This is a genomic window from Rufibacter glacialis (assembly GCF_008271745.1).
GTDB classification, from domain to species: Bacteria; Bacteroidota; Bacteroidia; order Cytophagales; family Hymenobacteraceae; genus Nibribacter; species Nibribacter glacialis.
Window position 1 is genome coordinate 629,986 of the sequence record NZ_VKKZ01000010.1, and the last position, 23,561, is coordinate 653,546.

16 protein-coding genes are annotated in these 23,561 nt (G+C 51.8%); 3 read left to right on the forward strand and 13 right to left on the reverse strand.

The window, feature by feature from the left end:
- Window positions 1–433 precede the first annotated feature (433 nt).
- Complete coding sequence (locus FOE74_RS03520; RefSeq protein ID WP_149097203.1) at window positions 434–4,384, forward strand: S8 family serine peptidase; 3,951 nt, start codon at window positions 434–436, stop codon at window positions 4,382–4,384.
- 234 nt (window positions 4,385–4,618) lie between these two features.
- A complete protein-coding gene (locus FOE74_RS03525) occupies window positions 4,619–5,248 on the forward strand; it encodes an HD domain-containing protein (protein ID WP_225840612.1) in 630 nt (209 codons plus the stop codon).
- A gap of 77 nt (window positions 5,249–5,325) precedes the next feature.
- On the opposite strand, the gene FOE74_RS03530 is transcribed toward FOE74_RS03525, so the two are convergent.
- The 8 genes from FOE74_RS03530 to FOE74_RS03565 all read right to left on the reverse strand — a co-directional run bounded on the left by FOE74_RS03530 (window position 5,326) and on the right by FOE74_RS03565 (window position 18,805).
- Window positions 5,326–7,761: a TonB-dependent receptor domain-containing protein gene (locus FOE74_RS03530; RefSeq protein WP_149097204.1), complete on the reverse strand. Its 2,436-nt coding sequence runs from the start codon at window positions 7,759–7,761 to the stop codon at window positions 5,326–5,328.
- Window positions 7,762–8,126: 365 nt separating this feature from the next.
- Window positions 8,127–10,628 (reverse strand): TonB-dependent receptor, encoded by a 2,502-nt coding sequence (locus tag FOE74_RS03535; protein WP_149097205.1) that lies wholly within the window; start codon window positions 10,626–10,628, stop codon window positions 8,127–8,129.
- Window positions 10,629–10,959: 331 nt separating this feature from the next.
- Entirely contained in the window at window positions 10,960–11,880 is a 921-nt protein-coding gene (locus tag FOE74_RS03540; RefSeq protein WP_149097206.1) for a carboxypeptidase-like regulatory domain-containing protein, read from the reverse strand.
- A gap of 211 nt (window positions 11,881–12,091) precedes the next feature.
- Window positions 12,092–12,922 (reverse strand): carboxypeptidase-like regulatory domain-containing protein, encoded by an 831-nt coding sequence (locus FOE74_RS03545; RefSeq protein WP_188686287.1) that lies wholly within the window; start codon window positions 12,920–12,922, stop codon window positions 12,092–12,094.
- A 411-nt stretch (window positions 12,923–13,333) separates the two neighbouring features.
- Window positions 13,334–15,916 (reverse strand): TonB-dependent receptor domain-containing protein, encoded by a 2,583-nt coding sequence (locus FOE74_RS03550; RefSeq protein WP_149097208.1) that lies wholly within the window; start codon window positions 15,914–15,916, stop codon window positions 13,334–13,336.
- Between the two features lie 513 nt (window positions 15,917–16,429).
- Window positions 16,430–17,194 (reverse strand): LuxR C-terminal-related transcriptional regulator, encoded by a 765-nt coding sequence (locus FOE74_RS03555; RefSeq protein WP_149097209.1) that lies wholly within the window; start codon window positions 17,192–17,194, stop codon window positions 16,430–16,432.
- 269 nt (window positions 17,195–17,463) lie between these two features.
- Complete coding sequence (locus tag FOE74_RS03560) at window positions 17,464–17,787, reverse strand: 2Fe-2S iron-sulfur cluster-binding protein (protein WP_149097210.1); 324 nt, start codon at window positions 17,785–17,787, stop codon at window positions 17,464–17,466.
- Between the two features lie 4 nt (window positions 17,788–17,791).
- Complete coding sequence (locus FOE74_RS03565; RefSeq protein WP_149097211.1) at window positions 17,792–18,805, reverse strand: NAD(P)/FAD-dependent oxidoreductase; 1,014 nt, start codon at window positions 18,803–18,805, stop codon at window positions 17,792–17,794.
- A 206-nt stretch (window positions 18,806–19,011) separates the two neighbouring features.
- Between FOE74_RS03565 and lgt the strand changes: the two genes are divergently transcribed.
- The gene (lgt, locus tag FOE74_RS03570) at window positions 19,012–19,839 is read left to right on the forward strand and encodes a prolipoprotein diacylglyceryl transferase (RefSeq protein WP_149097212.1); all 828 of its coding nucleotides are present in this window, start codon (window positions 19,012–19,014) and stop codon (window positions 19,837–19,839) included.
- 106 nt (window positions 19,840–19,945) lie between these two features.
- Here the strand turns inward: lgt and FOE74_RS03575 are convergent, their stop codons facing one another.
- The 5 genes from FOE74_RS03575 to yidD all read right to left on the reverse strand — a co-directional run bounded on the left by FOE74_RS03575 (window position 19,946) and on the right by yidD (window position 23,507).
- On the reverse strand, window positions 19,946–20,788 hold the full coding sequence (locus FOE74_RS03575; RefSeq protein ID WP_149097213.1) for a hypothetical protein: 843 nt from the start codon (window positions 20,786–20,788) through the stop codon (window positions 19,946–19,948).
- Between the two features lie 192 nt (window positions 20,789–20,980).
- On the reverse strand, window positions 20,981–21,562 hold the full coding sequence (gene msrB, locus FOE74_RS03580; RefSeq protein WP_149097214.1) for a peptide-methionine (R)-S-oxide reductase MsrB: 582 nt from the start codon (window positions 21,560–21,562) through the stop codon (window positions 20,981–20,983).
- A 172-nt stretch (window positions 21,563–21,734) separates the two neighbouring features.
- Window positions 21,735–22,172: a nucleoside deaminase gene (locus FOE74_RS03585; RefSeq protein ID WP_149097215.1), complete on the reverse strand. Its 438-nt coding sequence runs from the start codon at window positions 22,170–22,172 to the stop codon at window positions 21,735–21,737.
- Window positions 22,169–22,912 (reverse strand): DUF4184 family protein, encoded by a 744-nt coding sequence (locus FOE74_RS03590; protein ID WP_149097216.1) that lies wholly within the window; start codon window positions 22,910–22,912, stop codon window positions 22,169–22,171. The genes FOE74_RS03585 and FOE74_RS03590 overlap by 4 nt, the downstream gene beginning before the upstream one ends.
- Before the next feature lie 364 nt (window positions 22,913–23,276).
- A complete protein-coding gene (yidD, locus tag FOE74_RS03595) occupies window positions 23,277–23,507 on the reverse strand; it encodes a membrane protein insertion efficiency factor YidD (RefSeq protein WP_149097217.1) in 231 nt (76 codons plus the stop codon).
- Between the last annotated feature and the right edge of the window lie 54 nt (window positions 23,508–23,561).

Sequence of the window (23,561 nt, forward strand, 5' to 3'; positions counted from 1 at the left end):
AAATCGGTCACACCCATCAGAATCTGAAATTCCCGGTTTACCAGGGGCAGCAAAGCATTCGCCTTCCCCAAGGGCTTCATTTGCCTTATAGAAAGTGTGCCTCCTACTTAAATAGGGGATCTTCAGGGAAGTCCGTGAAGGACAGCTATATAGTAAATATCCAAAAAGTCTATATTCCAGAGTAAGCGCCCGCTTTCCCAAAAACTAGTTATTTTTTTGTGTTGCTAAAATACAAAGGACGAAGCCAAACCCGCATAAAAGGGCGTTGAAGGGGTGCTTTTGCCCTAAAATTGTTATCCTGTAAAGATTTTAAATTACTATAATTAGAAATAAAAGGAATGTCATTGAATTATTTTTCAAATTTTTGGTTGTAACTTTTACACATCATGTCTTACCTGGTTTATAACCAGCCACTAATCAAACACAATATTTTATGAAGAAAAATTACTTTGTGAGGGGCTTGCTTGGGCTTTTTCTGGCTGGGCAAGTTTTAAGTACAAATGCGCAGGAACTGGAGGAGGTACAGCTTACTTCCGCCAACACCGCCAACCAAACTCCAGATGAAAAAGCCTACCACGATGACAAGATTTTCGTGAAGTTCCGGCAACAGGAAACCGGCAACGCCCTTGAATTCAACGGCAAAAGCGAGAGAGCCAGAAAATTCAAGGAAGACAAAATAAGCAAGGCCTTGCTGAAGGCAGATGCCCGGCTTATGCGCCAGGCAGCGGGCAAAGGGTTTAGCCAGAATGTCTCCCGTATTTTTCAGGTGGAACTAGATGGCTCCAGAGCTTCGGTAAAGCAATTGATTAGTGAGCTGAAGGCCATGCCCGAGGTGGAGTACGCGGAGCTGGTGCCTATCTACTACATCCATGCGGCGCCCAGTGACCAGCAATACACCGCCGGTAACCAGTATGCGCTGAATATTACCAAGGCCGTACAGGCCTATGATGCCTTCAATGGCAACAGTGCCCCCATAAGGGTAGCCATTGTGGATGACGCCGTGCTTATTTCCCACCCCGACCTGAAAGCCAATATCTGGACGAACCCCGGTGAGACGGGCATAGATGCTACCGGGAAAAACAAAGCATCTAACGGCATTGATGACGACGGCAACGGCTACATTGATGATGTGAACGGCTGGGATGCCGCCGACCGTGACAATAACCCCAACCCGCCGGTAGACACGGTAGGTACCGGGCACCGGAACCTGGCCGGTCCTAACAACTTTTCGCACGGCACGCATTGCGCGGGCATAGCCGGCGCGGTCACCAACAACGGTGCCGGGGTGGCTTCCATCAGTAACAACCGGGTGCAGATTGTGCCGGTAAAATGTACGTATAACAACGCCGCCAACACCAGAAGTATCTATACCTCTTTTGACGGCCTGGCATACGCTATCCGGGGCGCCAAGGCAAATGTGGTGTCCATGTCCTTCGGGGGCTCGGGCTACTCGCAGGCCTTCCAGGACCTTATCGCAGAAGGTGCTGCCATGGGAACCGTTTTTATCGGTTCTGCTGGAAACAACAACAATAACATAGAGCAGTACCCTGCCAATTACCAGCATGTTATCTCGGTGTCTAACACAGATGCCGGTGATAAGAAAAGCAGCTCTTCCTCCTTCGGGAACTGGGTAACCATTGCGGCGCCGGGTACCAACATCCTAAGCACCGTGGCCGGCTCCGGTACTGCCAGCCAGATTGCCAATGGTTCCTACATCAACTATACCGGTACTTCCATGTCAGGGCCAATGGTGGCAGGCATGGTAGGTTATATCAAGGCCCAGAACCCTTCCCTGACCCCGGCCCAGATAAAGCAGATTCTGGTGTCTACCTCTGATAACGTAGATGTGCTGAATGCCGGCTACGAAGGCTTGTTAGGGGCAGGACGCATCAACGCCTACCAGGCCATTGTGGCCGCCGGCGGTACTGCCCTGGCACCCACCGTTGACTTCATCTCCAACAAGACAACCGCCGTGATAGGGGAAGAGGTAGCGTTCGCGAACCGTTCCACGGGAGATAACCTGACTTATGCCTGGACCTTCCAAAACGCGAACATCGCCACTTCTACTGCTAAAAACCCGGTGGTGAAATTCACTTCGGCCGGATTGCATGAGGTAACCCTTTCCATCAACGGCGGTGCTTCCAAAACAGTGAAAATCAGTGTGGCCGGTACTACCGCCCTTGATATCCTGGGCCTGCCCGTTACCGGGGCCATCAGTGCCTCTGCCATCAACGGCCACAGCGCCAATAACATCCCGGCCTTTGCCAATTCCTTTAAGTATGCGGCTACGCACCTTATCTCTGGGGTGAGCATCTCCTTCCGGATGGCCGTTGCCGGTACGCCTACCTCTACCATCCGCGTGAAGGTGTGGGCCAGCGAAAGAGGAGCTCCCGGCCGCGTGCTGCACACCCAGGTGGTGAAAATCAGCGACCTGGTGGCCAGCACGGCCAATGCTACGCTTCGGCCTAATTACTTCTACTTTGACAAGCCCGTACCCGTACCCGCCGACAATCAGTTCTTTGTAGGCTATGAGATTGACTATGGCAAAAAGGACAATGTATACATCCACCATTCCGCTTCCAACGGGGCCAACTCCATGCTGTTCTTCAACAACAGCTGGCAGGTAAACGGCCAGGTGGGAGCCGCCTGGACCTTTGCCATGTTCCCTATCTTAGCGGATGCGGCTGAATTTCCTGCCGGAAAGATTGCGGTCTCTACCACAGAGGCCTGTCTTGACAGTGCGGTGGCCTTTAACGCTACCGGCGTGAACAACGCCTCGGCGTACCGCTGGAATTTCGGTAATGGGGCTACTTCTGTAGACGCGGTTACCTCCGCCACCTATACCGCTGCCGGTACTTTCACCCCTACCTTGGTAGCCACCCGTCCCATGAACATCACCAAAGGCACTGCCGTTTATCCGGTGGAGCTGCGCCAGTCCTTCTCTCAAATGGTGCGGGTAGCTGATTGTGCCGTGGCTCCGCTGGCGGCCTTTGAGGCCTCTGCGTTGTCAGCGAATGTAGGCTCAACCATCACCTTCACCAACAGCACCAAGAACGCCACCAGCTACGAGTGGTTGATTTCTCAGGGCGGAACGAAAATAACCTCCGCGGAGGAAAGCCCGGTGGTGACCTTCAACACCAAAGGCAAGTATGACGTGACCCTGATTACCCGTAACCCGGGCGGCGAGGTGTCTCAGTCTTCCAAGAAGCAGTATGTAGAGATTTTCACGGCTGGTCAGGATTGCGGCACCGTGGACTTCCCTTTCCCTGCCCGTCTGACCGGTTTCGGAACCGCGGCCGGTGGTACTTTCTCCGGGCACAATGGCTATAGAATGGCCACCTATGCCAAGGCCTTTGACTTGACGGCCGGTACGGTGGTCACCAAAGCCATGCTGAATATTCTCACCGCCGCGGCCGCGGCGCCAACCGCCTCGTTTATCACGGTAAATGTCTGGAATGCCGCCGGTCCGGAGGGCGCTCCTGGCCAGATTATCAGCTCTGCGCAGGTATCTTACACCAAACTGATGCAGGCAGTGGCTTCCAACGGAGGCAACCTGGAAGTGGTGCTTGACCAGCATGTGGTGGTTCCGGCCGAAGGCCGCATCTACGTAGGCTTCACCATTAACTACATCGCCGGCGACAACATGGCCGTAGGCTCTAAGCTGGCGGGCCCTGCCATGGGCGACCGCTCTCTGATTTTCTACGGAGGCGCCTGGTATTCGCTGAAAGACCTGGTGGGCCTGCAGACCGATTACGCTATTGGCGTAGGCACCTTTGAGAACATTGACAAGCTTCCGGTTGCTAACTTCACCGCCTCTGCCACTACGGTAGCGGTAGGCGAGGCCCTCCAGTTGGATGCCAGCCAGAGCAAGAAAGCACAAATCTACAACTGGCAGGTAAGCGGCGGAACTTTGGCCCGGATGGGAGAAAATGTCTCTTCTGCCGTGTATGACCCTACAAAAGCCGCCGTGGTGTTCTCCAAAGCAGGCACGTACACTATCACCTTGGTAGTAGCCGGTAATTGCGATGCTAAAGTGGCCACCAAAGCCATGCAAGTGGTGGTGACGGCCCCTGCCACGGTCTCTGTTACCTCTTCTGAAGAAAGTAAAGCCGCCGACGGAACCGACCTTAGCCTGAACGAAGCGGTGGTGTATCCGAACCCTTCCAACGGCCAGTACAATGTGGTGCTGAAGGGCGAGGCGCAGCAGAAAGTGATGGTGAGCGTTTCTGATATGACCGGGAAGGAAGTATCCCGGAAGAACGTGACCCTGAGCAGCAGCAGCGAAGTGCACCAGATGAACTTGGGTAGCAATCCGGCAGGTCTGTACCTGCTGCGTATTACTACCGGGAACAAAGTGCAGGTCCTTAAAATCGTGAAAAGATAAGGCAACCCGCTAAACGCGCATCTCCTTATTCCCTGAAAAGCCTGGCCCCGTGCCAGGCTTTTTTGTTTTAAAGGGAGAAGGCTTTCACCCTTGCAATGCTTGGTAGGGTTTTCTGACCGGTGATGGCTTTTTCTTAAAGGGGAATAACTGTTTCAGGCCCGTTTTCCGTAAAACAGCCCTGAAACGCCCTCGGCCCCACCCAGGGCCCTGGCCCACGCTTATACCCGATGCCGCATGGAATACCTGGAATGCCCTTTGTTTTTGAATGCGCTGGAGCAGAAGGTGTGGCGGTTTGCCGTGGTCGCCCACGGTGAGCAGCGGCGGAAATACCACCAGGAGCCGTATGTGAAGCACCTGGAACGCGTGGCGCAGACTGTGATGGCCTACGGCGGCACCACCGGCATGGTCATGGGGGCGCTCCTGCACGATGTGCTGGAAGACACGCCCGTGACCGAAAAGGAATTACAGGCTTTTCTGGAAGAAGTGTGTCAGGGGACCATTGTGAAACCCGCCCAGGTACTGCAACTGGTCATCGACCTCACTGACCAGTTCACCAAACAACAGGCGCCCGGGCACAACCGCAAACGCAGGAAACAGATGGAAGTAGAACGCCTGTCCCGGATTTCGGCCCGGGCCCAGACCATTAAACTTGCCGACATCATTGACAACACCAGAGACATCCTGGAGCACGACTTCAGCTTCGCGCGCGTGTACATCCCGGAGATTGTGGCTTTGCTGGAAGTACTTAAGAAAGCGGAGCCGTTCAGGCTGTACCTGCTGGCCTGCTACGAGGTGCAGAAGGCGCTATACAAACTGGAGGAAGACCGGATCAACAGGGCGTTTGAAGACCCAGATGCGGCGTAAACCCACCAGTTTTGGGCTTGCTTTTCAAAAAACAGGCCTGAAGGAGATGTTACAGACAAATTAAAAGTAAACTGCCTTTATTTGCCACCGCCGGCGGCATCATCATTCTGAATGGCTTTTTTCTGCCGCTGGCTGGCCTGCATTTTCCCGAAGTTCCAGTCAAAGGTAAGGCGGACAGTGCGGTTGTAGTTGAAGTGATGGCTTTCCTGCACGTACTGGGGTGTTTCATAGGTAGAGCTGTAAGTAAGGGTTTTGGTGAATGGGTTGGTAACGCCAAAACTGATGCTGCCTTTTTCCTTCATGATTTTCTTGCGCACTGACAAATTGGAGTAGTGGTTCGCACCCCTTTCGCCCTGCAGGGTACGCGTGCCAGAGTAATAGGAGGCATAGGCCTGGGCAGACCAGCCTTTGCCAATTTCATAGCTGGTGTTCAGGTTGGCATTGTACTGCAGGCCTTTGTTTCTGAGGGAGTCGCTTTTGATGACCAGATAGGTCACATTCACGCTGGGGCTGATAGTCCAGGCCGGAAAAGGCTTGGTAGAGCCCGATAAGCTAAACCCAACCGCCCTGTTCTTCGCCACATTATCATAGGTGACCAACAATACATCGCGCTCTATACCATCTATCATTATTTTCTCAGGCCGGGCCACGGTCTGGATGTCATTGTCTGTCTGGCGTAGGTACAGGGCTGCATTCAGGGAGGTGGTTTTGAAATAGGTGCTGTACCCCAGTTCAAAGGAGTGGGTGAGCTCTGCATCAAGGGTAGGGTTACCCCGGAACGCATTGTTGAAGTCTTCCAGCTGCAAGAACGGGTTCAGGATAAAAATCTGCGGCCGTTGTATGCGCTGAGTGTAACTGGCCCGCACCGTATGGATGGAATCAAGGGTGCGCGATACCGTCAGACTGGGAATAACATTCTTGTACAGATCTTGGAAGAAACTGTTCACCAGGCGGCTTGACTTGGTTTCCTTCTCCCATTCCGTGTTCAGGAAAAGTCCTTTGTAAGCGGTGCGCTCATACCGGGTACCCAGGTGAAAATTGTATTTCTTCCGGACTTTGAACGCATAGGTGACATAGGCTGCCGCCACATGCTGGTAATAGTCAAAGTTATTGATAACCACAGAGTCTTGCCTGGCCAGGAAGGAATAATTGTAGGTGGTATTGCTGCGGGCATCACGTAAAATGGTCTTGGCCCCTACCTCCAGTTTGCTTTCATTGGCAAACGTGCGGTTGTAGTCTATCTGTACGGTGGTCTCCCGGGTGGGCGAGAGGTTATCATTGGCCTGGTCTAGCAGCTGGGCATCTTCTGCGGTGAACTGTTGGTTGTGGTACAGGTCATGGGAGTTGTTATAACTGAGCTGGGCCAGAAGGGAGAGCTCGTGCTGGGGCTTAAATGTGTGGGTATACCCAAGGTTAAGGTCATGGCCAGAGGAATTCCAGAGATTCTCCAGGTAAGAGAGGAACTGGTTCTGCCGGTCAAAGGTGCGCTGGTTTGACCGGCTGGTGTAAAAGCTGCGGTACAGGGTTCCGCTCAGGTGGAAGGCATTGAGCGTGTCTGGGTCAAAGGTAAGCTCGGTCTGGCCGTAGAACCCATGGTTGCTCGTTTTTCCGGTGGCTTCCTGCCGGAAGAAGTCTCCCCCGGTACGTTCCACCAAAGAGCCTCTGCCGAAGCGGCTTTCATAGATAGAAGCCTGGGTGTTCACCCCAAACTTGCCTTTGCGCACGTTCAGGGTTCCGTTGGCGGTGTTGGACCGGTTACCTACCGTGGCGCCCAATTTGCCGTTCAGGCCTTCCAGGGTATTTTTTTTGGTGATGATGTTGATGATGCCCGCGGTGCCTTCGGCGTCATATTTGGCGGAGGGGCTGGTAATGACTTCAATGCTTTTGATGATATCAGCCGGAATCTGTTTGAGCGCCTCGGCCAGGTTATTGGCCAGAATACTGGAGGGTCTGCCATCCATCAAAACCCTGAAATTGCTGCTACCCCGTAATTGCACGTTCCCTTCCCCATCTACCGTGACAGAGGGCGCTTTCCGGAGCACATCAGAGGCGGTGGTGCCCCGGTTGGTGAGGTCCTGCTCGGCGTTGTACACCAGGCGGTCCCCTTTGTCTTCCACCAGAGGCTTTTGACCTACCACGGTTATTTCCTGAAGCTTGGTGGGGTTGGCCCGCAGCAGGATCCTGACAAAGGTTACTTCCGGTTTTTGGGGCGAAAGGGTGAAAGCGGACAGAGAATTGGCTGCGTACCCCAGGTAACTGACGGTGACGGAATAGGTGCCAAAAGTTACTTTAGAGAAGGTGAAGCTGCCTTTGCCATTGGTGAGGGTGCCGTCTATGGGTTGACCGGTGGTAGTACTGGTGAGGGTTACGGTAGCAAACTCCACCGGTTTAGAGGAGGCGGAGTCCAGTACCAGGCCGGTAATAGTTCCGGTAGGGGCCTGGGCAGAAACCACGCGCGGGAAAGAAACAAAGAGAGCCACCGCTGCCGCTGCGAAGAGGAAAAGTAGACGCATGCTATTTCTATGAAAGGAGGGATAAGTTCAAGTGATGCAATCTTGCCCAATACCTTAAAGCAGAGGTGCAGGGTACCTTCATGCGCCATGCCAAGCTTCGGGGGGCAGGAACAAGGCAGCCTAGCCGTGTGACCAATTCCAGTTCTTGAAAACTGACTGTGCAGGCTTGGGTAAGCTGCACCGTTTTTACCTTGGTTTTTGCAAAACAAGACCAAAGCGTTCCTGAAGGCCATGGAAGGGGCGGCGAGAGATTCCATGCGTAACCGTAAAAGTCTCTGGTGCTCAGGTCGTTGCGTTTTGTTTTAAGAGAGTTTTCTTAGAAACACCGTAAAAAGGTGCTTCTAAGAAAACTCTCTCCAGCCAGGTTATTCCCCCGCTTTGGCGTCATCATTCCGGATGGATCGCTTGCGGCGCGGCTGCTGGTTCATCTCCATTTTCCCGAAACGGTACGAGAAGCTCACCCGCACGTTGCGGTTGTAGTTCTGGTTCAGCGTAGTCTGCCGGAAGTAATCATTGGCCAGTTCAGATTTGAAGGAGATGGTCTTGCTGAAGGGATTGTCTATGCCCAGGCTCACGCTGCCTTTCTTTTTCCAGAGTTCCTTGCGGACGCTGAAACTGGAGTAATAATAACCGGAGAATTTCCCTTGGATGGTAGGCCTTGGAGAACTGAACGACCCGAAGAACTGCGCTGCCAGCCCTTTCCCGAAGTCATAGCCGGAGTTTACGTTCACGTTGTACTGCATGGCAGAATTGCTTTGGATCGTGCTCCGGAGGGAGATATAGTTCAGGTTGAAAGACCCACCAACGTTCCACTTGGGCACGGGCTTGGTGTTCCCTGAGAGGCTAAGCCCGTAGGTGGCATTTCTGCCGATGTTGAGGTACGTGGTGTAGGAAACACCGGGCTGCTCCCATGTCTCGTCTAGGACATCATCTTCTCCCACAATGCTCCGGAAAGACTCAATGGCGTTGTTGGTCTGTCTCCAGTACAAAGACACGTTGATGGAACTGGTCTTGAAGTAATTACTATACCCCAGTTCATATGCGTGGGATAACTCAGGTTCCAGCTCTGGGTTACCAAAAGCTACGTTCTTCGCATCAATGATATTCACGTACGGGTTCAGGTACCAGATCTGCGGCCGCTGGATGCGTTGCGTGTACCCTACCCTGAAGGTCTGGCTTTTAAAGGTTCGGGAGATAAGGATATTGGGGATGAAGTTGTAGTAATTGTCAGTGAACGGGTCTTGGTAGGGTTGTATGTATTGGCCGTCAATGTTGGTATACTCAAAACGTGCTCCTGATTTAACGTTGTAGTTCTTGCGCAATTTGAACCCATAAGAAGCATAGGTGGAATACACATCCTGGTCATAGCTGAACTCATTGGGGCGTAATTCTTCGGCCTGGGTGGACAATCGTAACCTGCGATACATGGCGTCACTTTCGGCGTGGCGCAGAATGCCCTTGGTACCCACCTCTAACTGAGTTTTGTTCTGGAACGGGTGCACGTAATCCACCTGAAACGTCATCTCTCGGTTCATACCTTCATTGGTATTGCGCAGCAGCGTGTCCAGGAAGTAGTCCCGGTTCAGGTAGATGTCCTGGTCGGTGGTGCTGTTGTTAAAACCTTTGTTCCATTGGGCCAGCACAGATAGCTCTTGCTGGGGTTTGAAGATGTGGGTATACCCCATGTTCATGTCAACAGAGGCATTTTTGTTTTTGCCCCGGCTGTTATTTTCGATCTCCTGCAGGGGGGTACTGGCGCTTTGGGTAAGGGACTGCTGAATTCCCTGATTTCTGTGATTCCCTTGGTAAAAATTGATACCCGCGTTGATGCTGTTAGAGGAATCAATATCTGCATCAAAGCCTACCTGACCGTACAGGCCGCCACCGCGCCGTTTAGATTCGCCTAACTGTTCCAAGAAAGTATCATAGTTTTCTAGATTGGGAAGGCTTTTGGTGGAGCGGTTCAGCTCACTCTCGTTTTTGTTGTTGTACTGCTGGTGCGTGCCCATGCTGGCGTTGAAGCCTACTTTGCCACGGCGCACATTCACGTTGCCGTTGCCGTTGGAGCTGCGGGAACCCACTGAGGTGCTCACGCTCCCGTTCACGCCATACAGGGTGTTCTTCTTGGTGATGATGTTGATGATACCGGCGGTGCCTTCAGCGTCATATTTGGCGGAGGGGCTGGTGATCACCTCTACCGTTTTGATCATATCTGAAGGAATCTGCTTCAAAGCATCTGCCACGCTGTTGGCCATGATGCTGGAGGGTTTGTTGTTGATGAGCACCCGCACGTTAGAAGACCCGCGTAACTGTACGTTCCCGTCTAGGTCTACCGTAAGGGAAGGCACCTTCTTGAGCACATCTGAGGCGTTGCCGCCAATGTTGGTGATGTCCTGGTCCGCGTTGTAGACCATGCGGTCAACCTTGTCTTCCACCAGCGGCTTCTGGCCCACCACGGTTACTTCCTTTAGTTTATTTTGGATGGGTTTGAGCACGATCCGGCCTAATTCCACCTCGGGGTCTTTCTCAGAGACCGTGAAAGTGGATCGGGTAAAAGTCTCATAGCCAATAAAACTCACCGTCATGGAGTACGTGCCCATGGCTACCTTAGACAAGGTAAACCGGCCCCGGTCATCAGTGACAGTGCCGTCAACGGGTTTGCCGGTGGCCGCGCTAATGAGAGAGATAGTTGCAAACTCCACTGGCTTGCTGGTAGAGGAATCAGTGACTATCCCGGTGATCTTGCCGGAGCCACGTTGAATGCTTCCGGTTGGGACAACGGAAGAAGATGGGGGAGCAGGAGCCTGGGCTCGCAGAGAAAATGCGGTGGCCACGCAAAGCAGGGCTGTTAAGAAAGGGTAACGCATGTAGAGGGTTTATAGGAGGTAGAATAAAAGGTTAGATTAAAGATTGAAGGGAGGCGAATTGATAAATTATTTTATAAAATGTACTGCTGTAAACGGGTGAAAAAGCATAGGTAATTAGGCACAGAGAAGCTGGCTGAAAAGAAGAAAGAATGGGCCTTCTGGGCAAAACAGGTAAGCATAAGACCTCTGCCATCCCATTACCTTCGCCTCATAGACACGCATAAAAGGGAAAAGTTGCTTTTAGGAGGGTCGTTTTCTTATTTTGGACTTGTTTACCTAAAAGTAAGACAAAAACAGCAGTTCCTGGTAAGTGTTTCCAACATTAAATGGCTTACTTCTCGCGCTGTACTAACACGTTCATGCCCATGCCTGCCGCCGGTATTTTTTGCCATTTAGATTGACTGGCGTCTTTATGAAAAGCAGTCTGTAAACCAGGCATAGCCGCCGGAATTGAGAGGCTCGTGGAATGGGTTTTAGGTCGGCAGTCAATCCATTCCAGCGAGATGACAAAATCCTGTTCCACGTAAATATCATACGGTTCCAGGTCTACCTGTATCCAGCCTGTTTTCCGGTTTTTCACGGTCACGTAGATGTCTTTTGGGAGTAGGTTTTGGTGGGGTCTGCCATTCTTGAGGTCATACACATTCAGCCTGAACCGTACCAGATCATACCTGTTTGATTTCAGGCAGAAATTCAGTTTGCTCAGGAAAGATAACTTTTGGCCGTTGTTGATGTGGATCCCGATCTCCCGCCCCAGATTCGCCTGTATAGGCCTGGGGTTGATGATAAAGCTATGGGCAAATTTGGAGTTAGGGCCCAACGTGCCGCCCAGTTCCTTTGTAACCCAGTTTTTAGGGCTCACCTTTACCTCGGCCAAGGCCACAGGTTTAGAGGGTAAGGCCACGGTAACCAGCCCGGTTTTGGTACCCATTGCCAAAAGGTCTTTTACTTTGATCTCCCGCGCTTCATGCCCTAGCGCCGATATTCTTACCGTCTGCTCCTGGTGGCCCGCCGGAATAGGCAAGGAAAAGGCCCCCTCTTCACTTGAAATGGTTCCTATTGACCCGTTCAGGATTCCCACACTAGCATAGGCGATCGGTTCCTCGGTGTCTTGGGCAATCACTCTGCCGGTAATAATTGTCTTTTCAGCAGGAAGACCTTGTTGGGTTTCAAGCGGGTTTTTAGAAACAGTCTGGAAAGCCGAGGCCTGCAAGACAACCAGCAAGAGGAGGGGGAAAACTTTGTTTTTCATACCGGTAGAGGAGGGTTTTATAGTTCAATTTTAGATTTCCAGGGGAATAGGAAGGTTACAAAAAATGGGCAATACTGGGGGCAGAGCAATATTTTGCTAAGCTGAAGTATTTCTTCAACCACTTGGTTGCGTATAGCCACCTGATTAGGCGGGTGGTAGTTGGCTTCTTTTCAAAAAACAGAACAGAAACCGGTTGGCTTCCTTTGTCGGGTTACTTCTCCCGCTGCACCACCACGTTCATGCCCATACCAATTGAAGACATCTTGTCCCAAGTGGCCTGGCTGGCGTCTTTGTAGAAGGTGGTATGGAAACCGGGCAGGGAAGCGGCTATGGTCAGGCTATTGTCTTGAGATCTGGGAGCGCAGTCTACCCATTCCAGGGCTATGGCAAAATCCTGGTCTACGTACAGGTTGTAAGGCTCCAGGTTTACCTGTATCCAACCCTTTTGCTTGTTCTTGACCGTGTGCAAGATGTTGGAAGGAGTGATGTTTTGGGCTGGTTTTCCCTCTTGCAGGGTATAGATCTTTACCCTAAAGGTTACCTGGTCATATTTGTTGGAGGTGAGGCAGAAGTTGAGTTTGCTGATAAAGGAAACCTTGTCTCTGTTATGGATGAAGATGCCTAATTCCCTGCCCAGGTTTTCCTCAATAGGGCGCTGGAACACCCCGAAATTGTGATGGAAAAAGGTGATGGGCCCGGCATTTCCGCCAAGTTCTTTGGTCTTCCAGGTTTTTGCTTTTACCTGTACCTCGGGCAGCGGCACAGCGGTAGGAACCAACTCTAGTAACAGCGTTTGGGAACCGGTTGTAAGCAATTCTTCTATTGCCAATTCCCTTGCCTCATATCCAATAGCTGATATTCTCACAATACCACTTTTCTGGTTGGTCGGTAGAGAAAAACGGAAGACCCCCTTAGCGTTTGAGATAGTGCCTTTCGCTTCCTGTAAAAGACCAATGCTGGCGTAGGCAATGGGTTCTTTGGTCTGGCTATTCTGGATCAAACCAGAGACAGTGAAACTACTGTCCGTCTGCTTTTTTGCCAAAACCGGGTTTGAAAAAGCAGGGGAGCTTGTCCCGGAATTTTGGAAAAAAAGGAAAGCAAAAGCCAGGCAGAATTGCTTCATGATAGGGTGAATTCTTGCACAAGATACCGGGGGTTATCTCATGCAAGAAGAGTTTAGGATAACAGTATAAAATATGAGATAGAAATGATTTCGGTCAAGGAACCAGTGTGTGGCCAGTGCCTAGAGCCGGTGTTTTGTCAGAATCAAAATGAAAACGGACTGAATATTGCAATAGTATATATAGCCGAAATAATTTATTTATATGCCTTTCTATTTAAGCTTTGTTGATGACGTTTCTTATTGAAAACAGCCTGAAAACAAACGAAAAAAGAACGCCAAGACGGGTTTGTCCTGGCGTTCCTTTTTCTCATGATAGGAGGTGGTTAAGCTTTATTGAGCGCTGTTTCCATCACCTTGTTTGGCGTCATCATTTCTGATGGATTTCTTGCGTTTAGGCGGACCTTGCTGTTGCAACTTTCCAAACCGGTATTCAAAGCTCATTCTGAACCCACGGTTGTACTGGGTCACCAGCGCCGTCGTGCTGAAGGGGAGACCGGTGCCTTGGTTATAGCCAACAATTCGGTTGTCAAATTTCATGGCTTTCCTGAACGGGTTGTCCATGCCCAGGCTAATGGCTCCTTTCTTCTCAAACAGCTCTTTCTTGATGGCCAGGTTATGGTAAGAGAAAGCAGAGTTATGGCCTTGTAAGGAGATTCGGTCAGAGTTGAAACCGCCGGAGAATTGGGCGCTCACCCCTTTGCCAAAGGTATAGCCGGAGCTTACGTTGATGTTGTACATCATGCCTGAGTTAGAGGCAATGGGTGCGTTCAATTCCACGTAGTACAGGTTCACGTTTCCGTTCACGTTCCAGGCAGGAACCGGCTTGGTGGAGCCTGACAAGGTAATGCCATACGTCTTGTTTTTGGCGATGTTGTTGAACGTGACATAGGTGATGTTCTCTTCCACATCAGACACCTGCTCAATGGCGTTGTCGGTGATGCGCATGTAGGCCGAGGCGTTGATAGAAGTAGTCTTGAAGAAGGTGCTGTAGTTGATCTCGTAAGAATCGGTCAGTTCGGCATCAAGGGTAGGGTTACCATACACGATCAGGTTATCTCCCTGTCTCTGGCGGTAAGGGTTCAGGAAAAACAACTGGGGCCGCTGAATCCGCTGGGTGAAAGTGGTGCGAAGCTTCATATTAGGCTTCAAGTCATAGGCCAGCGTGATGTTAGGGATGAAGTTGTCATAACTGTTGGAGAAGTCCTGAGAAGGGTCTATAAAATCTCCGGCCACCTTTGTGAATTCATAGCGACCCCCAAATTTCAGGGCAGTTTTCTTGTTCAGGTTGAAACCATATGACACATAAGAGGCCATTACGTTCTGGTCATAATCGAAATCGCTGTTCAGATCAACTCCATTATACAATGATTCGCTTGAAACGTCACGCAGGATGGCTTTGGAGCCGATTTCCAACAAGGTGTTTTTGGGCATGGGGTGCGCATAATCTGCCTGGAAGGTCAGTTCCTGGTTTAACCCTTCGTTTTCATTGAGGGTGATAGAGCGTAGCGGGCCTTCCAGCTCAAACCTGTTTTGGTTGACGGTGTTGTCCTGCTGCGTTTGGCTGTAGAGGGCCAGCAAGGTTAGTTCTTGCTGTGGTTTCTTGAATTGGTGGGTGTAGTCCAGGTTCAGGTCCATGCTCAGCCGTTGGTTGTTGTTCTTCATAGACAACCTGTATTCGTCCACCAGCCGCGGGTCGGTGAACCCGGTTCGGGCTTCGTTCTGGTCTGCCTGGGTGAAGCTGGCCAATTGATGGGACCGCATTTTAAAGCTCCCGGTATTGACCCTGATGCCAGCTGCCAGGCTGTTCTTCTCGTTAATGTCATACTCCAGGCCTAACTGCCCAAACCCGAACATACCGTCTACGGTGCTGGTACCCAACTGGGAGTTGGTGTTCTCCACGGTCCTTGCTTTCTCCAGGAACAAGGTATTAGGGTTATCTCCTTCTTCACGGAGTGTTTCGGGATCGTCTTTCAGAATAGCTTGGTTCATTTGGGTCATGTTCATGCCCCCTTTGCTGTAGAACCGGTTGGCACCGGCATTCACGTTGATGCCTAGCTTGCCTTGCTTAATGCCTACGTTCGCGTTCCCGTTGCTGGCTCTGGTGCCACCGGTAAGGGAAACGGAACCAGTCACCCCCTGCAGGGCATTCTTCTTGGTCACGATGTTGATGATACCTGCCGTTCCCTCCGCGTCATACTTGGCCGAAGGGCTGGTAATCACCTCTACGCTTTTGATTACATCGGCTGGAATCTGCTTCAGGGCATCTGCTACGCTACCCGCCATCACGGAAGATGGTTTGCCGTTGATGAGCACGCGCACGTTGGAACTTCCGCGCATCTGGATGTTGCCATCCTGGTCTAGGGCAATGGAGGGGACTTTTTGCATCACATCTGCCGCCGTTCCGCCGGTGTTGGTCAGGTCTTTGTCTGCGTTATAGACCAAGCGGTCTACCTTGTCTTCAATCAATGGCTTTTCACCCACCACGGTTACTTCCTGCAGTTTGGTTTGGGCGGGGCTCAAGGCTACCTTGTTCAGGTTCACATTCTGGTCTCCTGCGGAAATGGTCACCTGTTTCATCTCCTTGGTTTCATAGCCAATGAAGCTGATGTTGAGGGTGTAGGAACCGTTGGCCACGCGGTTCAGGGTGAAACGGCCTTTGTCATCGGTGACGGTGCCGTCTACGGTTTTTCCGATAGTGGCATTGATCAAGGCAATAGTGGCGAACTCAACCGGCTTGGATGATTCTGAGTCCACTACGGTGCCGGTAATTCTTCCGGTTCCCTGGGCCGCTGGTGCGGCTGGGGCAGTGCTGGTGGGAGCGCCCTGCGGACGTGGGGTATTCACTGGGTTCTGTGCCCATAATGGGGCAGAGGAGGCGCAGCTTAACAAGGTTAAGAGCAGAAGTTTTTTCATAAAGGTGTTAAAGGGTAGAAGTCTGGCAACTAATTAGAAGAAGGAAGCAAGCTGTGGGGCCTCGGCCGGAATCAAGCTTCCACAGGGCGCTTCGTATCTATCAAGTTGTTGCATTAGTATGAGCAGGCAGAGGATTATTACAGGAGGCTGCCTAAAAAGGAGAGTTTTAACAAAATATTAACTTTCTATATACTTGGAGGGAAGTACTAAGCCTAAGGGTATGAGTGGTTTGTCCCGTAAAAGGCATGAAAAGCGTTGGAAATTCTCCAAGGAAGTTTTAATGGGTCTTTCCCAAAATGGAGATTGATCTGTTCATCCGCCAGCGCAAGAAAACAGCGGGATTGTTTAACCGGCATTAGAAGCAGGCGCGGGCAAGGCCATCAGGCATGCCGAGTGCGCTTCTCCATCTTGTTTAGGAGAATTCAGTAGTGAGAAAACCTATTAGCCCAAACAAGCCTTGGGCACAGGGTTAAGGTTTTCCGGCGGTTTTCAGGAAAAGAGGGATAAAACGGACTACAGCCAGCCTTCGCGCACGGCCCTGGCCACCAGTTCTGAGGTGGTAGCCGCTCCGGTTTTGGCCAGGATATTCCTGCGGTGGGTATTGACGGTGTGCTGGCTGATGAAGAGTTTCTCGCCTATCTGGGAGCTGTGGTGACCGGCAATGAGCAAGCCCAGGATCTCCTTCTCGCGTTTGCTCAGGATTCCCTTGTCTGAGGAGAAAATAGCCTTTACGTTCACGTCCAGGTAAGACGGTTCTCCATCCAAACCAATGAAAGATAATACAGGCTTCCCGTCTTGTTTCAGGTGCGAGATATCTGTGTGTACCCCCAAGGTGCGTAACACGCCGCTGGTCTCGTCGGTTTGGATAGTGACTACCTGCTGAAGGATGCGGAGGTAGTCACCGTTGGTTTTTCTGATCCGGTAGTCATAGCGCACCTTGTACTTGAGGCATTTGCCGGGCGGTAACTGAAGGAAGAACTGGGTAACGGCATTCTCAAAGTTCAGGAACCAGGGCAAGTCATCTGGGTGCATGTGGTCCATGATGTTGGGAACGTTGAACTCATGGGGCTGGAAGCCCAGTACCGCGGTGACGTTTTCATGTACGTACTCAATGGCGGCCTCCTGGCAATTGAAGATGTAATAGTAATAATCCCCTACCTGGAAGATATTGAGAAGCCTTTTATGGATCTCCAGCTCAAACTTGAGCTCTGGCACCGTGCTTTCTTTAGAGATTTGCTTCCATATTTTCTGCGCTTCCTTAAAGGCAAGTAATTCCATTCGTCAGGTAAGGTTAAAACAATAGAATCTGGAACAGGGCTTTTGGGTATTGTATGGAAGATACGCACTTATCAAGAAATACAGCTTTTTGAATGAAAAAAAGTTTAAAAGTAACATTTTGGTCATGAAGCCGCCTATTGCATGTAGTGAACAAAAGCAGAAGCAGCCGTTGGTTTAGCGGCTGTTTTCCTTAGAATGGCCCAGAAACGAAAAGCCCTGGCCTTTCCTGCAAGGAAAGAACCAGGGCTTTATAATAAGGTGGTAAAGACCTAGTGGTCAGACATCAGGCGTAGCACCGTGCCGTCCAATTCTGGGGTGATCTTGATCTGGCAAGAGAGGCGGCTACCGTCTCGCAGATTGGGCAGGTTCTCCAGCATGTACAGTTCATCATCTGAGGGCTCTGGCAGCTCCGGGGCTTCCACCAGTTCCACGTGGCAGGTGGCGCAAAGGGCCATTCCGCCGCAGGTGGCCAGAATATCGAACTCGTTCGCCTTCAGGGCTTCCATCAGGCTCAACCCCATGTCAGTGGGTACGGGAACGGCAACGCGTTCGCCGGCGGCATTCTCTACGTAAACGGTGATGTCTTCTTGCATGGCATTACAGGGTTGGCACTCCGTTCACGGTAGTGTATTTCAGTACGAACTTCTTGTCTGGGTAAATGAAGGAATAGGCACTCTGGGCCATCAGGGCCGCCTCATGGTAACCGCACAAGATCAGTTTCAGCTTGCCCGGGTAGGTGTTGATATCGCCAATGGCGTAGATGCCGGGTATGTTGGTGCTGTAATCTACGGTGTTCACCACAATGGCAGATTTCTCCAGTTCCAGGCCCCAGTTCTCCAATGGGCCCAATTTAGGCACCAACCCGAAGAGCGGGATAAAGTAATCTGTCTCTATCTGGTAAGCCTCTGACCCGTCTGGTACCAGCGTCACGGACTCCAGTTTACCGTCCCCGTGTACCTCGGTCACGTTTGATTTCAGCAACAGGCGCATGTGGCCTTCTTCGGCCAGGCTGGCCACGCGGGCGGCAGATTCCGGTGCGCCTCTAAAGGTGGTACCACGGTGCACCAGGGTGAGTTCTTTGGCCACATCGGCTAAGAAGATGGCCCAGTCCAGGGCAGAATCACCACCACCGGCCAGTACTACGCGCTTGTCACGGTAAAACTCGGGGTCCAGGATCATGTAGTTCACGCCTTTGCCGCCTTCATAGTGGGCCAGGTTGTCAATGGCGGGTTTACGGGGCTCAAAAGAACCAAGGCCGCCGGCAATGACCACTACCTTGCAGTAGATCTCCGTGTTCTCAGAGGTCACCAGCCGGAAAGAGCCGTCCTCCAGTTTTTCCAGGTCCTCCACCCGTTCCCCCAGGGTGAAGGTAGGGTGGAAAGGAGCGATCTGCTCCATCTGGTTTTTGATCAGCTCACCGGCCAGGATAGACGGGAAGCCGGGTATGTCATAGATGGGTTTCTTGGGATAGATCTCGGAAAGCTGGCCGCCTACCTGGGGCAGGGCGTCTACCACGTGGCACCTCATTTTAAGGAGGCCTGCTTCAAACACAGCGAAAAGCCCTACCGGCCCAGCGCCAATTATACAGATATCAGTAGTTACAGTTGACATAAATGGTTTAGTAATTCTAACTGGCAGGCGGGCATCTGCTTTTCTGCCACTATAGGTCGCGCGCGCGCCTGAAAACAACTTTCAGGTTTGCGCCCACAAAGTAACATCATTTTCCGCTAAAGTGTTTCCCAAGAAGCTGAAGTGATGAAGTGATTCTTGTCACTCCTAGATTAAATTGTAATTTTAGCCCCACTAACTGTTTCTACATGCTGAACTATATCACCTGGGATGTTTCGCCCGATATTTTCTCGCTGGGGCCTGTGACGGTACGCTGGTACGGTCTGCTGTTTGCCATGGCGTTTGTGCTCACGCAACCCATTGAGAAGTACATTTACCGCAAAGATGGCCGTACCGATGAGGACGTGGACATTCTGACCATGTACATGATCATTGGCACCGTGATTGGCGCCCGCCTGGGGCACTGCCTGTTCTATGACCCCGGCTATTACCTTTCTAACCCGCTGGAGATCCTCAAGATCTGGGAAGGCGGCCTGGCCAGCCACGGCGGAACCCTGGGTATTTTGCTGGCCCTGTACATGTTCTGCCGCAAATACAAGTTTGATTACCTGTGGGTGCTGGACCGTATTGTGATTGTGGTAGCCGTGGGCGGAGCCTGTATCAGGTTAGGAAACCTGATGAACTCAGAGATCATTGGCCGCCCCACTGATGTGCCGTGGGCATTCAAATTCGTCCGGAACACGGAGATATTCAACGGCGTGCCGGCGTATATAGACCCGCGCCACCCCACGCAGCTGTATGAAAGCCTTTTCTGCGTGTTCCTCTTTGTTCTGCTGTACTTTCTCTGGAAACGAGGCGCCGGGCAGATCAGAGGCTTGCTGTTTGGTTTGTTTGTGACGTTGCTGTTCAGCTTCCGGTTTCTGGTGGAGTTCCTGAAAGAAAACCAGGAGGACTTTGAGAATGCCCTGCCGCTGAACATGGGTCAGTGGCTGAGTATTCCGTTGGTAGTGGTGGGCGTTGGCGTCTTGATCTACGCGGCCCGGCAGCCCAGAACGCCTAACAAGATACCTGCTTAACCTAATTCAAGCTCCTTTTAAGAAAATAGCTTATAAACAGGAAAGCCCCGCAGCCATGGTTGCGGGGCTTTCCTGTTTATAAAGAGGCCTGATTTGTTCTCTCAGCTTACAGCGAGAATTTGAACAGGTTGCCTTCTTCATTGGTGATGATCAGGTTCTTGTTGTCTTTGAACAGAACGGCTTCGGCTTGGCCGCCCTCTATCAATTCCAGAACCTTCGGAGTTTGGGTCAGGAACTGGCCCACTCCTTTAGAAGTAGGGAATAGGTACAGCTTGCCATAGGATAATACGGCCAGGTGCTTCCCGTCGGGACTCAGGTCAGCGGAGGTGACCATGCCGGGCAGTTCTTTCTTGCCCAGCAGTTTGGCCGTGTGGGTGCCGGCGTCGTCTGAAAGTTCGTACAGTTTGGCGTAGCGGCCCGCGCCACGGTCTTTGGAGATCAGGTACAGCTTGCCGTTGGCCCAGAAAAAAGCCTCGCAGTCAAAGTTTCGGGCTTCTTTGGGAATCTTGCCGGCCGGAAGGTCACTGTAGGTGAAGTTTATCTCCTGGGGCTTGAACCCGTTTTTCAGGGCTACCTTGTAGATGCGCAGGTTTTGCCGTTTGTTGCTGTTGTTGCCCATGTCTCCAATGTAAAGGTTGCCCTGGGTGTCACGGGCCAGGTCTTCCCAGTCTATGTTGGTGGCACCGGGCACGGCTATCTCCTGCAGCAACTTTCCTTTCTCGTTTATCTTGTAAAGCACTGGGGCATTGCCAGCATCATTATGGGTCCAGTAGGTGTGGGGTTCATCGGCTAGTTCCAGGCCAGAGCTCTCTACCACGGCGCTGGGCAGTTTAGCCAAGCGGGTAAGCGTGTTGGCCGCCGGGGCGAAGGCTGGCGCTGCACTACTGAGGGTAAACGCTAACGGAAGACTCAAAAAGAAACACCCTTTGAAAGAGGCGAAACGGTTCATGAAGTAAGGTATTAGGGGGAATACGACATCTTTTCGGCTGGGCCGTGCCCATTTTTAACGCAAAGCCTTTCCTTTGGTTAACCTGAGTTAGGTACCAGTCTTGTTTCTGGCCTGTTCTAAGAAAAGACGCCTAAAAGAAAAGCCCCGCCTCTTGTAAAGAGAACGGGGCCTGTACATAACCACCTGCCTGAATCAATGGACCTGGAAGGCACCGGCCAAAGGTTCAAAGTCCAGGGCGATGGAGTTCATGCAGTAGCGTTTGCCGGTAGGGGGCGGGCCATCATCAAACACATGGCCCAGGTGCCCGTCACAGCGGCCGCAAAGCACCTCTATGCGCTCCATGTCCAGGGTCAGGTCTTCCTGGTACACCACGGCGTTTTTCCGGATGGTCTCAAAAAAGCTGGGCCAGCCGCAGTCACTCGCGAATTTGGCATCTGACTTGAACAGCTTGTTGCCGCAGGCGGCGCAGTAGTAGGTACCCCGGCCCGTGAAATTCCAGAGTTTACCGGTGAAAGCCCGTTCCGTGCCCTTCTTGCGGGAGATATAGTACACATCTTCGGGCAGCACTTTCTTCCACTCAGCGTCTGAGACGTGCAATTTGGCCGTGTCAGTGCGGGAGTAATACGGGTTTTTGGTCTGCTGCGGCGCTAGTGCCACTTTCTGCGAGGTCGTTATCACGGGAGCCTGGTCAGGTAAGGCGGCCTGAGGAGTGCTCCGCTGGCAGCTTAACATGGGCAGCAGCAGAAGAGCGTATAGAAGGAAGGTGTATTTCATTAGGCGGAAAAAATGGAAAAGAGGCTTGTATGGCCAGAACAATCTGGTTCCTTATAAAGTTTGCAGGATTTTGCCGGGGCGCCAAATCAACGGGCTTCTGTTTAGGCCCTGCTTTTCATAAAACAGCACCTGAACAGAAGCCCGCATTTCCTTCTCTTCTTTTGGAGAGGCTTTACACCCCAATGTCTTCGTTCCAGACGGTGGGTTTCTCCCGGATGAACTTCTGCATGAGGTCATAACACTCTGGGTGGTCTTCTACTGTTACCTGTACCCCGCGGGATTTGAGCAGTTCCTCCTCGCCCATGAAAGACTTGTTCTCACCCACCACTACCGTAGGAATGCCATACAGCAGAATGGTGCCCGAGCACATGGGGCAAGGCGACAGGGTGGTATACAACACGCTTTCCTGGTACACTTTGGCCGGTTGCCGGCCCGCGTTCTCCAGTGCATCCATCTCGCCGTGCAAAATAGGGCTGCCGTTCTGTACCCGTTTATTGTGGCCCCTGCCGATGATCTTGCCTTTGTGTACTAAGACCGATCCGATGGGAATGCCTCCTTCGGAATAGCTTTTCTTCGCCTCTTCCAGGGCGGCCTGCAAAAATTCATTCATGTTTTAGAGAATAACTGGTCTTTGATCCTGATGAGGAAAGGTAGAATAATTAAACTGAGCAAACCCGCTGAAAGGGCCGCTATCATGATGTAGTACCGGTTCAACCTGCCACCCGCCAGGAGCCACAAGGTCACTACCACGCACACGATCACCGCTGAGGTACTCCAGAAACCAACCAAAGGTTTCTTTTCCAGGGGCCGCTGCTCCGGCGGAAGCCGGAAAACGAACACCATCATGATGATTCCGCCAATCACAGACAGAACCTGCTGCAGGAACGCGAACAAAGGCCTGCGGTAGGGTTCAGGCAGGATTCTTTCCTCCAGGATAGGGAAAAGCCGCACACCCAGCCCAGTTCTGTGGGTAAACGCGTCCCAGCCCAAGTGGGAGACTATGCCCACCAACAAGGAGAGCACCACAATGGGCCAGTTCTTTTTGAAATAGCTTTTCCACTCAAACCGTTTAAACCGGTTCAGGCGCTGCCGCAGAAAACCAGGCAGGTGGTCAATGAGCGTGTCCCTGATGATGAGGTGGAAGACAAAGCAGGCCAGAATGCCAATGGGCAGGTTAAAATAGAAGATGCTGGGCCAGGTGTGGCTGTAGGGATCATGCAGGCTCATCCTGATGAATTTCTCAAAATCGGGGGCCATGCTGCCCACAATCAATCCTGTGGTGGAGCGCCAGCGGTAAGGCAGCGAGAGAAACGGCAAGACAATAGCCGGGTGGGAGAACGTGAAGGGCATGTAGCTGAAGCTTAAGTCCTTCTAACGGAAAATTAGGCCGAATTGATACAACTCCTCGCGTCATCACTAACCGGAAGTTTTATAAATCTTCGTATCACCTGAAGATAAGTACAAAGCCACAAACCACCGCCCATTGTTTTTGTCATCCTGAAAGGATCTTGGCAGCGGACGGTAAGGGCGGTTCAGAAGAGCCATTCTAGCTCGCCCCCAAAATCTTTCCAGGAGGACAAAAAGTATAGATGAGGCTGAGTATTTACTTACATCTCCTGGAAGGTTTAGGGGAGAATCTGCTGTTTTTGCCCTCTTTTTAAGAAAATACCCTTCAAACACCTAAGAACGTTGCTCTGCCGGTACGGGGAAAAAGTCAAGGCACCGGATCATACCCATGCCCGCCCCAGGGTTGGCAGCGGCCTATGCGTTTCAGGGCCATCCAGCCGCCTTTGAACGGGCCATATTTGACAATGGCCTGGTGCGCGTACCCAGAACAGGTGGGCGTAAACCGGCAACTGCCCGGCGTGAGCGGCGAGATCAGGTAGCGGTACATCCATACCAGAGCCAGAAAAATGTGCTTGAAAAGCCAGTTGATGATGGGCATATGCTGCGAGTTTCGGGAAAAAAGGCCACAAATCCTTACCTTTGGGCTTTCTAA